The sequence below is a fragment of the Rhizobacter sp. P2_D12 genome (assembly GCF_056404395.1).
This window is the reverse complement of sequence record NZ_JBFUEB010000065.1, coordinates 24,522-38,051: the sequence shown is the minus strand read 5'-3', so window position 1 is coordinate 38,051 and position 13,530 is coordinate 24,522. Positions and strand designations below refer to the sequence as shown.

General features: G+C 70.4%; 13 protein-coding genes. 12 read left to right on the top strand and 1 reads right to left on the bottom strand.

The window, feature by feature from the left end:
* The 12 genes from AC1DYN_RS20815 to AC1DYN_RS20760 all read left to right on the top strand — a co-directional run.
* Positions 1-308: hypothetical protein (locus AC1DYN_RS20815; protein ID WP_477963012.1), on the top strand; the 308-nt coding region annotated here is incomplete at its 5' end.
* Positions 305-1,048 carry an ABC transporter ATP-binding protein gene (locus tag AC1DYN_RS20810; protein WP_477963011.1) on the top strand — a complete coding sequence of 248 codons (744 nt, stop codon included), beginning with the start codon at positions 305-307 and terminating at the stop codon, positions 1,046-1,048. The genes AC1DYN_RS20815 and AC1DYN_RS20810, both read left to right, overlap by 4 nt.
* Positions 1,045-2,088: a Gfo/Idh/MocA family protein gene (locus tag AC1DYN_RS20805; protein WP_477963010.1), complete on the top strand. Its 1,044-nt coding sequence runs from the start codon at positions 1,045-1,047 to the stop codon at positions 2,086-2,088. The genes AC1DYN_RS20810 and AC1DYN_RS20805 overlap by 4 nt, the downstream gene beginning before the upstream one ends.
* Positions 2,089-2,111: 23 nt before the next feature.
* Complete coding sequence (locus AC1DYN_RS20800; protein WP_477963009.1) at positions 2,112-2,999, top strand: VOC family protein; 888 nt, start codon at positions 2,112-2,114, stop codon at positions 2,997-2,999.
* Positions 2,996-3,892 (top strand): sugar phosphate isomerase/epimerase family protein, encoded by an 897-nt coding sequence (locus tag AC1DYN_RS20795; RefSeq protein ID WP_477963008.1) that lies wholly within the window; start codon positions 2,996-2,998, stop codon positions 3,890-3,892. The genes AC1DYN_RS20800 and AC1DYN_RS20795 overlap by 4 nt, the downstream gene beginning before the upstream one ends.
* Positions 3,893-3,953: 61 nt before the next feature.
* Positions 3,954-4,229 (top strand): PepSY domain-containing protein, encoded by a 276-nt coding sequence (locus AC1DYN_RS20790; RefSeq protein WP_477963007.1) that lies wholly within the window; start codon positions 3,954-3,956, stop codon positions 4,227-4,229.
* A 4-nt stretch (positions 4,230-4,233) separates the two neighbouring features.
* Positions 4,234-4,761 carry a cytochrome b/b6 domain-containing protein gene (locus tag AC1DYN_RS20785; protein WP_477963006.1) on the top strand — a complete coding sequence of 176 codons (528 nt, stop codon included), beginning with the start codon at positions 4,234-4,236 and terminating at the stop codon, positions 4,759-4,761.
* Positions 4,762-4,947: 186 nt separating this feature from the next.
* On the top strand, positions 4,948-5,547 hold the full coding sequence (locus tag AC1DYN_RS20780) for an OmpW/AlkL family protein (RefSeq protein ID WP_477963013.1): 600 nt from the start codon (positions 4,948-4,950) through the stop codon (positions 5,545-5,547).
* A gap of 61 nt (positions 5,548-5,608) precedes the next feature.
* Positions 5,609-8,512, top strand: a complete 2,904-nt coding sequence (locus AC1DYN_RS20775) for an adenosylcobalamin-dependent ribonucleoside-diphosphate reductase (RefSeq protein WP_477963005.1) — start codon at positions 5,609-5,611, stop codon at positions 8,510-8,512.
* Positions 8,513-8,663: 151 nt separating this feature from the next.
* Positions 8,664-10,064 carry a hypothetical protein gene (locus AC1DYN_RS20770; protein ID WP_477963004.1) on the top strand — a complete coding sequence of 467 codons (1,401 nt, stop codon included), beginning with the start codon at positions 8,664-8,666 and terminating at the stop codon, positions 10,062-10,064.
* Between the two features lie 162 nt (positions 10,065-10,226).
* Positions 10,227-11,666 (top strand): S41 family peptidase, encoded by a 1,440-nt coding sequence (locus tag AC1DYN_RS20765; RefSeq protein ID WP_477963003.1) that lies wholly within the window; start codon positions 10,227-10,229, stop codon positions 11,664-11,666.
* Positions 11,667-11,765: 99 nt separating this feature from the next.
* The gene (locus AC1DYN_RS20760; protein ID WP_477963002.1) at positions 11,766-12,539 is read left to right on the top strand and encodes a HesA/MoeB/ThiF family protein; all 774 of its coding nucleotides are present in this window, start codon (positions 11,766-11,768) and stop codon (positions 12,537-12,539) included.
* On the opposite strand, the gene AC1DYN_RS20755 is transcribed toward AC1DYN_RS20760, so the two are convergent.
* Positions 12,526-13,491: a Bug family tripartite tricarboxylate transporter substrate binding protein gene (locus AC1DYN_RS20755; protein ID WP_477963001.1), complete on the bottom strand. Its 966-nt coding sequence runs from the start codon at positions 13,489-13,491 to the stop codon at positions 12,526-12,528. The genes AC1DYN_RS20760 and AC1DYN_RS20755 overlap by 14 nt on opposite strands.
* Positions 13,492-13,530: the final 39 nt, after the last annotated feature.

The window sequence follows — 13,530 nt, the reverse complement described above, 5'->3', positions numbered from 1 at the left end:
GCGCTGCCTGCTTTCAAGGCCCGTCGCCGAAACTCCCGCCGCTCGCTTCGCTCGCTGTGGTCAAACAGTCGGCGACAAGTCAGTTTCACGAAGCGCGCTGGCGCGCGCGGGCCTTGAAAGCAGCCAGCTCCGGCGCCCCACCCTTATTGGCGCGCCCCACCCACCCCGCACGCGCCTTTGCAGAACCAGCGGTTCAGTGCGTACAACCCGGTGTTGGTAGCCCGGATGCCAATCCGGGGTTCGCCGAAAACACCCGGTTCGTGCGGGGCGGCTGGGGGCATGCCCAGGAAGAGGGTTCAAAGACATGAACGAAACGGCAATTGAGTTTGACGACGTGGTCGCAGGCTACGGCGACTTCATGATCTTGAACAACCTGAGCCTGCAGGCGAAACGCGGCAAGATCACCCTGCTGCTCGGCCCCAACGGCGCCGGCAAGTCCACCGTGCTGAAAACCTTGTTCGGCCTGCTCAAGGTGCGCCAGGGCCGCATCCGCCTCGACGGCCAGGACATCACCGGCGCCACCGCGAAAGACCTGCTCGTCCAGCACGGCGTCGCCTTCGTGCCGCAGGGCCGCAACCTGTTCGGCCAGCTCACCGTGTGGCAGAACCTCGAGCTCGGCGGCATCACGCTCGGCATGAAGACCACCCATGCCCGCATCCCCGAGGTGCTGGCCCGCTTTCCGCGCGTGCAGGAACGCATCGCCAGCCAGGCCTCGGCCCTGTCCGGCGGCGAACAGAAGCAGCTGGAGATTGCCCGCGCGCTGCTGCTGCGCCCCAAGGTGCTGCTGATCGACGAGCCCTCGATCGGCCTGTCGCCCCTGGTCGTCGCCGACGTCTTCAAGCTGCTGCGCGACCTGGCGCAGCAAGGCACCACCGTGCTGATGGTCGAGCAGAACGTCAAGAGCGCGCTGAAGATGGCCGACGAAGCGATCGCCCTCGAATCGGGCCGGCTGGTGCTGCACCGCCCCGCCGACGAGCTGCTGGCCGATCCGCACATCGAACGGCTCTTCCTCGGCGGTGCCCACGCGATGGGCGCCCAGCCGGCATGAAGCCGCTGCGCCTCGCCCTCGCCGGTGCCGGCCAGGTCGGGCGGGCCCATGCCGAGCGCATCGGCACCGCCTCGGGCTGCGTGCTGGCGGGCATCGCCGATCCATCGCCCGCCGCCGCATCGTTCGCGCAGCAGCGCGGCGTGCCCTTGTTCGACACGCTGGCGCAGCTGCTCGATGCCACCGCACCCGACGGCGCGATCCTCGCCACGCCCAACGCACTGCACGTGCCGGGCGCCCTGGCCTGCCTCGAACGGCGCATCCCCGTGCTGGTCGAGAAGCCGGTCGCCGATTCGCTCGCCGACGCGCTGCAGCTGGCCGATGCCGCCGACGCCAGCAGCGTGCCGGTGCTGGTCGGCCACCACCGCCGCCACAGCGCCATCCTCGAGGCCGCACGCGACGCGATCGCCTCCGGCCGCCTCGGCCGCCTGGTGTCGGTGCAGGGCAGCGCCACCTTCCGCAAGCCCGAGCGCTACTTCGCCGAAGCGCCGTGGCGCGCCCAGCCCGGCGGCGGGCCGATCCTGATCAACCTGGTGCACGAGATCGACAGCCTGCGCATGCTGCTCGGCAACATCGTCGAAGTGCAGGCGCTGGCTTCCCATGCGGCACGCGGCTTCGCGGTGGAAGACACCGTCGCCATCGGCCTGCGCTTCGCCAGCGGCGTGCTCGGCAGCCTGCTGCTGTCGGACGCCGCCGCCAGCCCGCGCAGCTGGGAACAGACCTCCGGCGAAAACCCCCGCTACGACCACCACGCCGGCGAGGACTGCTGCGTGATCGCCGGCGACCGCGGCTCGCTGCAGGTGCCCACGCTGCGCCTGCGCCGCTACACCGGCGAAGCCTCGTGGTGGGAGCCGCTCGCCACCGAGGTGATCGCCGTGCCCGAGGTCGACCCGCTGGCGCGCCAGCTCGATCACTTCTGTGCCGTCGTGCGCGGCGAACAGGCACCGCGCGTCACGGCCCGCGATGCCGCCCGCACGCTGGCCGTCACGCTCGCGGTGGCCGAAGCGGCCGCCAGCCGCCGCGCCGTGGCGCTGGCGGCCTGAACCCCGATGCCAAGGAGAACGCGATGGACACCCTGTTGCAACGCGAGGGCGTGAGCACCCCCGCCAACCCGCTCGGCCTGCAAGGCATCGAGTTCATCGAGTACGCCACCACGCGCCCTCAGGCGCTCGGCCAGGTGCTGGAGACGATGGGCTTCCACCCGGTCGCGCGCCACCGCTCGCGCGAGGTGCTGCTGTACCGGCAGGGCGACATGAACGTCATCGTCAACGCCCACGCGCCCGAGACCGCCGGCCTGCAGGGCGACGACCCGGCGCCGGTGCTGGCCGCGCTGGCACTGCGCGTGCGCGATGCGGCCGGCGCGCTGCGCCACGTGCTCGAGCGCGGCGCCTGGGCGGTGCCGACGCAGGTTGCGGTGATGGAGCTCAACATCCCGGCGATCCACGGCGTGGGCAGCAGCCGCATCTACTTCGTCGACCGCCACCAGGAGTTCTCGATCTACGACGTCGACTTCGTGCCCATCCCCGGCGTCGACAAGCACCCGCCGGCGCTGACCGGCCTGCACTTCTTCGGCGCGGTGCAGTACATCGGCATCGACCGCTACGACGACTGGATCGAGTTCTATGCCGAGCTGTTCGGCTTTCACGCCCTGCCCGACGAGCAGCGCTTCGGCATCCTGCCCAAGGGCCACGTGCTGCGCAGCCCCTGCGGCAGCTTCTACCTGCAGCTGATCGAGCCGGAGCCCGGCCAGCTCGACCTCGACGGCGTCGAATACCTGGCGCGCATCGGCCTGGGCACGCCCGACGTGCTGGCCAGCGTGGCCGCGCTGCGCGCGCGCGGCGTGCTGTTCACCGAGACGCCGGCCACCGCGCCCGGGCCGCGCGGCGCGCTGACGCAAGGCCGGCTCGGCAGCGTCAGCTTCGAGCTGGTGCACGACGCGGGGAGCGCGCCATGAGCCAGTTCACCGGCAACATCGACGACTTCGGCATGGACACGATCTCGCTGGCCGGCACCTTGCCCGCCAAGCTGCTGGCGATCCAGGCCGGCGGGTTCACGCAGGTGATGCTGTCGGCGCGCGACCTGGTCGGCCACCCCGAAGGCGTGGACGCCGCGGTGCAGGCGGTGCGCGCGAGCGGGCTGCGTGTCACCGGCTTCCAGGTGCTGCGCGACTTCGAGGGCCTGCCGGGCGCGCTGCGCGAGTACAAGGTCGACGTCGCGAAGTCGATGCTCGCGCTGTGCGCCGCCGTCGGCTCGCGCGTGCTGCTGGTGTGCTCGTCGACCTCGACCCACGCGAGCGGCGACCCGGCCGACATCGCGCGCGACCTGCGCCGCCTGGCGATGCTGGCCGTGCCGCACGGCATCCGCATCGCGTTCGAGGCCTTGTCGTGGGGTCGCACGGTCAACGAGTTTCCGCTCGCCTGGGACGTGGTGAGCCGCGCCGACGCGCCCAACCTCGGGCTGGCCCTCGACTCGTTCCACACCTTCGCGATGAAGACGCCGCTGGACGCGCTGGACGAGGTCGACCCGGACCGGATCTTCCTGGTGCAGCTGGCCGACTTCATGTGGAACGAGATCCGCTCGGTGGAAGAGCGCATCGACACCGCGCGCCATTTCCGCGTGTTTCCCGGCGAAGGCGCGCACAGCCGGCAGGCCGCCGACCTGGTGTTGCGCCTGGACCGCCTGGGCTACCGCGGCGACTACAGCTTCGAGGTGTTCAACGACGATTACCAGCAGATGCCGCTGCCGATGGTGGCGGCGCGCGCCCGGGCCTCGGCGCTGTGGCTGGGGGAGACGGTGCTGAAGCGGTCGGTGCCGCTGCCGGGGGCGATGCGGCTGAAGGGGCGATAAGAACAATTCTCATTGCGCAGTAGACTGCGCGACACCCTCAACCCGCTCCGAAAGGACCCCCATGAAGCACCTCGCCCTCGCTGCGCTGATCGGCGTCGCCGTGTCGTTCCCGGTGGCGGCCCTGGCCAAGGCCGACTGCAAGGCCTACCCGAAGGCCGAATGGATGAAGGAGGCCGATGCCAAGGCCAAGATCGAGGCCCAGGGCTACACGATCAACAAGTTCAAGGTGGACGGCAACTGCTACGAGATCTACGGCAAGAACAAGGAAGGCAAGAAGGTCGAGATCTACTTCGATGCGAAGACGCTCGACCCGGTGAAGTCCGAGGTCGAGAAGTAGGGCCGTGCCCTCTCCCGGCGGCCGCATCCCGGTGTGGGATGCGGCCGTTCGCCTCCTGCACTGGACGCTCGCGGCGCTGGTGCTCCTGAACCTGGTGCGCGACGACGGCGATTGGTGGCACCGCGTGGCCGGCTACGTCGCCGTCGGCCTCGTGCTCGCGCGCTGGCTGTGGGCCGGGGTCCGCGGCGGCAGCGCCGGCTTCGCGACGCTGAAGCCTTCGCCGGCGCGCACGCTCGCCTTCCTGCGCAGCGGCGCCCCGCGCACCCCGGACCACGACCCGCTCGGCGTCTGGATGATCTGGCTGCTGTGGACGCTGGTGCTGCTGCTCGGCCTCACCGGCTGGATGAGCCGGCTCGACGCCTTCTGGGGCGACGATCGCGTGCACGACCTGCATGCCTGGCTGGCCGATGCGCTGCTCGTCGCGGTGGGCGTGCACCTGTGCGGCATCGCGGTGATGAGCTGGCATTGGCGCGAGAACCTGCCGGGCGCGATGCTGCACGGGCGCAAGCGCGCCGCCGACCGGCCCGACTGACCCGACACGCCGTGGCGCCGGCGCGACGCACGCCTTGACCCGCGTCAGGCCCGCGCCACCGTGCCACGCGGCCGCGACGACCCATTGCGTTGCGACAAGCCCACCGCGGGCCCGCGGCGCTGCAATGGGCTTGCGGGGGAATCGCCCCCGCGAACCCAGAGGAACAACACCATGATCTCCCGCTCGATGTGCACCCGCGCCGCGTTGGCGCTCGCCATGACCACCGCCGCCGCGGCCCTGCCCGGCCCGGCCCTGGCCCAGCAGGCCGGCCCGTGGCTGGTGCGCCTGCGCGCCGTCAATCTCGACAGCGCCGACAAGGACGACACCGGCCTCGACCTGGCGCTGAGCAGCAAGGTCATCCCCGAGGTCGACATCTCGTATTTCTTCACGCCGCAGTTCGCCGCCGAACTGGTGCTCACCTATCCGCAGAAGCACACGGTCAAGGCCGGCGGCACCGAGATCGGCTCACTCAAGCACCTGCCGCCCACGCTGCTGGCGCAGTACCACTTCACGCAGTTCGGCGGCATCAAGCCCTACGTCGGCGCCGGCATCAACTACACCCGCTTCTCCAGCGTCGAGCTGCCGGCCGGCGTCGACATCGAGCGCAGCAGCGTCGGTGCCGCGCTGCAGGTGGGCGTCGACATCGCGCTGCAGAAGAACCTGCTGCTCAACGTCGACCTGAAGAAGCTGCAGATCCGCACCGACGTCAGCGCCGGCGGCACGCAGCTCGGCACCTTCAAGGTCGACCCGCTGCTGTTCGGCGTCGGCCTCGGCTGGCGCTTCTGATCCGACACCGGCGATCCCCATCGCCTTGGCAAGGCTTCCGGCCCGGCCTAAGCTGCCCGGCATGAGCACGCAAACCCACCCCCAGGCCCACGACGCATCGCACGCCGCCGCGCTGCCCGCGCAGGACATCAGCACCGAGGTGCTGCTGGAGAAATACGCCAAGCACGGCGAGCGCACGCTCGACGAGGTGCGGCGGCGGGTGGCCCGCGCCATCGCGCAGGCCGAGGGCGCCGACACGCGCGCGCTGTGGGAACCGCGCTTCCTCGAGGCGCTGCAGGGCGGCTTCATCCCGGCCGGGCGCATCAACTCGGCCGCCGGCACCGAACTCACCGCGACGCTGATCAACTGCTTCGTGCAGCCGGTCGGCGATTCGATCTCGACCGACGACGACGGGCACCCGGGCATCTACACCGCACTGACCGAGGCGGCCGAGACCATGCGCCGCGGCGGCGGCGTCGGCTACGACTTCTCGCGCATCCGGCCGCGCGGCGCGTGGGTCGCCAGCACGCAGGCCAGCGCCTCGGGGCCGGTGTCGTACATGCGGGTGTTCGACCGCTCCTGCGAGACCGTCGAATCGGCCGGTGCGCGGCGCGGCGCGCAGATGGGCGTGCTGCGCTGCGACCACCCGGACATCGAGGAGTTCATCCACGCCAAGGACCGCGGCGATCTCAGCAATTTCAACATCTCGGTCGGCCTGACCGATGCCTTCATGGAAGCGGTGCAGCGCGACGCACCGGTCGAGCTGGTGCACCGCGCCGCGGCCGGGCCGCAGCAGATGGCGGCCGGCGCGCACCAGCGCGCCGACGGGCTGTGGGTGTACCGCAGCCTGCCGGCGCGCGCGCTGTGGGAGCAGATCATGCGGTCGACCTACGACCATGCCGAGCCGGGCGTGCTGTTCCTCGACCGCATCAACCTCGACAACAACCTGTCGTACTGCGAGACCATCAGCGCCACCAACCCCTGCGGCGAGCAGCCGCTGCCGGCCTATGGCTGCTGCTGCCTCGGCTCGATCGACCTGACGCGCTTCGTGCGCGCGCCGTTCGAGGCCGGCGCACGCTTCGACGACGCGGGCTTCACGCGCCTGGTGCAGTTGGCGGTGCGCATGCTCGACAACGTGCTCGACATCAGCTTCTGGCCGCTCGAGCGCCAGGCCCACGAGGCGCGCAGCAAGCGCCGCATCGGCCTGGGCTTCACCGGCCTGGGCGATGCGCTGGTGATGCTGGGCCTGCGCTACGACAGCGCACCGGCGCGCGACGAGGCGCGGCGCATCGCGACGCTGCTGCGCGATGCCGCCTATGCGGCGTCCTGCGACCTGGCGGCCGAGCGCGGCGCCTTCCCGCTCTTCAATGCCGACCTGCTGCTGAGCCGCGGCACCTTCGCGTCGCGCCTGCCCGGCGCGCTGAAGGAGCGCATCCGCGGCCAGGGCCTGCGCAACTCGCACCTGCTGTCGATCGCGCCCACCGGCACCATCAGCCTGGCCTTTGCCGACAACGCGAGCAACGGCATCGAACCGCCGTTCTCCTGGACCTACACGCGCAAGAAGCGCATGGCCGACGGCAGCATGAAGCAGTACCCGGTGGAAGACCATGCCTGGCGGCTGTACCGCCACCTGCGCGGTGCCGATGCGCCGCTGACACCGGCCTTCGTCACCGCGCTGGAGATGAGCGCCCAGGCCCACGAGGAGATGGTGGCCGCGGTGGCGCCCTTCGTCGACACCGCGATCTCGAAGACCGTCAACGTGCCGGCCGACTACCCGTATGCGGATTTCCAGGACCTGTACCTGCGCGCGTGGACGTCGGGCCTGAAGGGCCTCGCGACCTACCGGCCCAACGCGGTGCTGGGCTCGGTGCTGAGCGTCGAGCCGGCGGCGGCCGCACCGCTGCAGCTGGCGCCTGCCGGGCATGCCAACCAGCGCCTCGCGCTCGAGCGCATGCCGCAGCCGGTGCTGGCGTCGCTGCGCTGGCCCGGCCGGCCCGACCTGAGCGCCGGCAATGCGGCCTGGACCTACATGATCCGGCACCCGCACGGCGAGTTCGCGCTCTTCATCGGCGAGCTGCCGCAGGACGGCCGCAGCGCGCCGTTCGAGGTGTGGGTGAACGGCGCCGAGCAGCCGCGCGGGCTGGGCGCGCTGGCCAAGACCTTGTCGATGGACCTGCGCGCCAAGGATGCGGCCTGGGTGAAGCTGAAGCTCGACGCGCTGGCCACGGTGCAGGAAGAGCGCGCCTTCGACATGCCCTTCCCGCCCGATGGTGCAGCGCGGCGCTTCCCGGGCGTGGTCGCGGCCACCGCGGCCGTGATCCGCTGGCGCTGCGAGCAGCTCGGGCTGTGGCCGGCATCGTCGCCGGAGACGGCCGCCCCGACGCCGGTGATCGACGCGATGTTCAGCCGCCAGGAGCCGCTGACCGGCCCGAACGGCACGCTCGCGTGGTCGGTCGACATCCACAACCCGGCCAGCGACGAGGCATTCACGCTGTCGCTGAAGGAAGTGCTGCTGCCGGACGGCCAGGGCGGCAGCATCACGCGGCCGTGCGCGATCGGGCTGTCGGGCAACTACCCGCGCGCGATGGACGGGCTGGCGCGCATCCTGTCGCTGGACATGCGCGTGCTCGACCCGGCCTGGATCGGCATGAAGTTGCGCAAGCTGCTGAGCTACGCCGAGCCGCTCGGTCACTTCATGGCCTTCGTGCCCGGTCTCGCGCCGGGCCAGCAGCGCCAGCAGACCTGGCCGTCGACGGTGGCCTACCTGGCTCGCCTCGTGATCCACCGCTACACGATGCTGGGCGTGCTGGACGAGGACGGCTACCCGCTGTCGGACATGGGCATCCTGCAGGCGCCGGACGCCGCCGATCCGCGCACCCCGGCCCTGCCCGGCACGGCCTGCCCCGAGTGCGGCAACCACACGGTGATCCACAAGGACGGCTGCGAGTTCTGCACGGCGTGCGGGCACATCGGAAGTTGCGGCTGAATGGCGCGATTGTGTCGACCATGACACAGGTGAAACCAGCCCCACCGGTGTGTTGCCGCTTGTAAGACGGCGCAGGCCCACCCAGAATCTCGCCGGACGGCCGCGGCACAGACCGCGACCGGATCACACCGTCATGTCACGAGGGAGATTCATGAGCCTTGCATCCATGCGCGCCCTGTGGGCCGCGCCTGCCTTGTCCATCGTCCTCGCCACGCTCGCTGCCTGCGGCGGGGGCGGCGGCAGCTCTTCCCCAGCCACCGACAGCACGCCGGCCAGCACCGCGGCCGCCGGCTACTGGGTGCGCGCGTTCGGCTTCGCCGACGCGTCCAACTACACGCTGCGCTACTACTACTCCGACAACGTCGTGGATTCGGCCGGCCAGGGCACCTACTACGACGTGCGCGAGGCCACCGCGGGCGGCAAGCCGGCGGTCGTGCTGTACGACACGACGCTGTTCGTCACCGCGCAGGGCTGGCAGCCCTCGCTGAACGGCGCCACGCCCAACACCAGCACCAGCACCAGCAGCACGACCAGCACCTACAACTACAACAGCGGATACGTCGGCCAGTCGACGCGCGAGGACACCGACGTGAGCGGGCAGTCGATAGCGAGCGTCGTCGCGCTGACTCAGAACCTGGGCACCAACACGCTGTCGACCACCGTCGGCGTCTCGGCGGCCGGCCTGCAGGGCACGATGCCGGCGGGCGCGAAGCTGCGCAAGATCTCCAACGCCGACACCAGCACGCCGATCGGCTACCGCGTGTCGGACGGCAGCGTCGGCAACGGCGTGACCACGCTCACCGGCATGGTCTCGACCTTCCCCGTGCCGGCCGCCGGCACCACCATCACGACGTCGAACTCGGTGTCGCTGGGAGGCCTGCACGGCAGCGCCGGCTGCGGCACCACCGTGTGCACGCAGGAGCGCCTGCGCGCGGCCTTCGGGGCGAACAACGGCGTCACCTACTACCTGTGCGACGTCAACACCACCACCTCGGTGCAGAGCAACTGCCTGGTGGCGGGCACCGGCAGCTTCGCCTACGGCACGGCGGTCGACGGCGCGACGCCGATCCTGACCTTCGCCGGCCTGCCGGCAGCGACCAGCGTGCAGACCTTCACCCGCGTCTTCGTGCAGACCGGCGGGAAGGTCTACTTCGGCTACCAGGACAAACCCGACAGCTCGACGCAGACGCGCCTGAACAAGGTGGCTTTCGAGGCCCTGGCGGCGGCGCTGGGCATCGCGGCGCCGACGATCCCGGACCACCCGTCCGCCGTGGGCGGCATCTGGAGCGTGACCTATGCCGGCGGCGACACCGGCAACTGCGCCGCGATGGCCGTCAACGCGGCCGGCCACGTGATCGGCACCTGCACCTCCACCGGCGTGGGCGGCAGCTTCATCGTCAGCGGCTCGGCCGCGGCCAACGGCGGCCTGAGCGTGGGCAGCACCAGCAGCGACGCCAGCTTCAGCGGTTCGCTGGCCGGCACGGCCGGTTCCGGCACCTGGAGCCGCCCGAGCGCCTCGGCCACCGGCACCTGGACGGCGACGAAGCAGTGATGCGACACCCCGGGTGAACCCGGGGTGCTGTCTGACAGCACCCCCCGCGAACCCGTGGGAAATAGCCTTGAAACTTCCTCCAGCTCTGCGGCTCCAAGCCCGGTCACAGCTCTATACTGGGATCGCGTGAAGTCTTCATATCAGGCAGGAAGTGGGTCAATGATGGGTGCCAAACTCAAGGTCGCAGGCTGGATCACGCTGGGGGCCGTCGCTGGCGCGCTCACCACCATGCAATTGCAGGCCACGGCCCGCAATACCGCCGCGCAACTCCCGCTGGAAGAACTCCAGCAGCTCGCCGCCGTGTTCGGCATGGTCAAGAGCGATTACGTCGAGCCGGTCGACGAGAAGAAGCTGATCACCGACGCCATCGGCGGCATGGTGGCCGGCCTCGACCCGCACTCGCAGTATTTCGACAAGAAGACCTTCAAGGAATTCCGCGAAGGCACCACCGGCAAGTTCGTCGGTGTCGGCATCGAGATCGGCATGGAAGACGGCCTCGTCAAGATCGTCTCGCCGATCGAAGGCTCCCCGGCCTTCCGCGCCGGCCTGAAGAGCGGCGACCTGATCACCAAGATCGACGATACCGTGGTCAAGGGCCTCACGATGGACCAGGCCGTCAAGCGCATGCGCGGCGAGCCCAGCACCAAGGTGCTGCTGACCATCTTCCGCAAGACCGAGAACCGCAGCTTCCCGGTCACGATCACGCGCGAAGAGATCCGCGTGCAGAGCGTGCGCTCGAAGATCGTCGAACCCGGCTACGCCTGGCTGCGCGTCAGCCAGTTCCAGGACCGCACGGTGGATGATTTCGCCCGCAAGCTCGAAGAGATCTACAAGCAGGAACCCAACCTGAAGGGCCTGGTGCTCGACCTGCGCAACGACCCGGGCGGCCTGCTCGAGGCGTCGGTCGCGGTGTCGGCCGCCTTCCTGCCGGCCGATGCGGTGGTCGTCACCACCAACGGCCAGATCGCCGAATCGAAGCAGTCGTTCAAGGCCTCGCCGAGCGACTACCTGCGCCGCGGCGGCGGCGACCCGCTGCGCAAGCTGCCGGATGCGCTGAAGAAGGTGCCGCTGGTGGTGCTGGTGAACGAAGGCTCGGCCTCGGCCAGCGAGATCGTCGCCGGCGCGCTGCAGGATCACCAGCGCGCCACCATCATGGGCACGCAGACCTTCGGCAAGGGATCGGTGCAGACGGTGCGCCAGCTGTCGCCCGACACCGCGCTGAAGATCACGACGGCGCGCTACTACACGCCGAGCGGCCGCTCGATCCAGGCCAAGGGCATCGTGCCCGACGTGATGGTCGACGAGACCGCCGACGGCAACCTGTTCTCGGCACTGCGCGTGCGCGAAGCCGACCTGGAAAAGCACATCGCCAGCGGCCAGGGCACCGAGCAGAAGGACGAGGCGCGCGAGAAGGCCCGCGAAGAAGCGCGCAAGAAGCTCGAGGAAGAAGCCGCGAAGAAGAACACGCTGAAGCCGCTGCCCGAGTTCGGCAGCGAAGAAGACTTCCCGCTGGTGCAGGCCATCAACCGCCTGAAGGGCAAGCCGGTGGTGGTGTCGAAATCGGTGGTCGAACGTCGCGCCGAGGCGCCGGCGACGAACTGAGTCTCCTCCCGCCCGATGCAACGCCCGCAGCACGCGGGCGTTGTCGTTTCACAGCCCGGATGCCCATCCGGGGATCGCCACAGCCGCTATCCTTCCCGGATGAACGACGACCAGCTGCTGCGCTACTCGCGCCACATCCTGCTCGACGAGCTGGACATCGCCGGCCAGCAGCGGCTGCTCGATTCGCACGCCCTCGTCATCGGTGCCGGCGGCCTGGGTTCGCCGGTGGCGCTGTACTTGGCGACCGCCGGCGTCGGCACCATCACGTTGGTCGACCACGACACGGTGGACCTGACCAACCTGCAGCGGCAGATCGCGCACGACCTGTCGCGGCTCGGCCAGCCCAAGGCGAGCTCGGCCGCACAGTCGATGGCCGCGATCAACCCCGACGTGCGGGTGCACGCGCTGACCGAGCGCGCCGACGCGCAGCGCCTGGACGTGCTGGTGGCCGCGGCCGACGTCGTGCTCGACTGCAGCGACAACTTCGCGACCCGGCACGCCGTCAACGCGGCCTGCGTCGCGCACCGCAAGCCGCTGGTGTCGGGCGCGGCGATCGGCTTCGACGGCCAGATCTCGGTCTACGACACGCGCGACCCGGCGGCCCCGTGCTACGCCTGCCTGTTCCCGCCCGACGTCGCGTTCGAGGAGGTCGCCTGCTCGACGATGGGCGTGCTGGCGCCGCTGGTGGGCATCATCGGCAGCATGCAGGCCACCGAGGCGCTGAAGCTGCTGGCCGGCGTCGGCAGCTCGCTGGCCGGGCGGCTGCAGATGCTGGACGCGCGCCGCATGGAATGGACCGAGATCCGCCTCGGCCGGCAGGCCGGCTGCCCGGTCTGCGGCCAGCGCCCGGCCGCGCCGCTCAATCCGGCTTGATGTTGGCCGACTGGATCACCTTCGCCCAGCGCGCAACCTCGTCGTGCAGGAAGGCCGCAAAGGCCTCCGCGGGCCGGGCATCGACGCGGAAGCCCTGCGTGCGCGCCCGCTCGTCGAGTTCGGGCGTCTGCATGATGCGCACGACCTCGGCGCTCAGCTTCTTCACGGCTGCGTCCGGCATCGAGGCCGGCGCCATCAGGCCGGTCCAGTTCTCGGTCAGCAGCTCGGGCAGGCCGGCCTCGGCGGTGGTCGGCACGTCGGGCACCAGCGGGTGGCGGGTGGCACTCGCGATCGCCAGCGCGCGCAGCTTGCCGCCCTTCACATGCGCGATGCTTTCGGGGAAGTTGGAGAACACCACGTCGAGCTGGCCGCCGATCAGGTCGGTCATCGACGGCGAGCCGCCCTTGTAGGGCACGTGCTGGATGCTGGTCTTCGCGAGCTCGTTGAAGAGCGCCAGCGTCAGGTGCGGCGGCGTGCCGTTGCCGCTGGAGCCGGCGTTCAGGTTGCGCGCCTTCGCGGCGGCCGTCAGCTCCTTCAGCGACTGGATCGGGCTGGCCGCCGGCACCACGATCAGCATCGGCGAGCCGGCCAGCAGCGCCACCGGGCGCAGGTCTTTCGTGAAGCTGTAGGCCGCCTTCGGGAACAGCGTGACGTTGGCCGCATGCGTCAGCGTGATCGCGAGCAGCGTGTTGCCGTCGCCCGGGGCCTTGGCCACGGCGTCGGCGCCGATCTGGCCGCCGCTGCCGGGCTTGTTGTCGATCACGACGTTGACCTTCCAGCGTTCGCCGAGCTGCTGGCCGACCAGGCGCGCCATCACGTCGGTGAGGCCGCCGGGCGGGAACGGCACGACGTAGCGCAGGGTCGCGCCGGGCTTGGGGTAGTCGCCCGCCTGTGCCCATCCCAAGCCGGGCACGAGGCCGGCCGCGCCGATCAGTACTGCACGTCGCTTCACGCTTGTCTCCTTGGTCAGATGGCCGGCATGCTGCCCGCG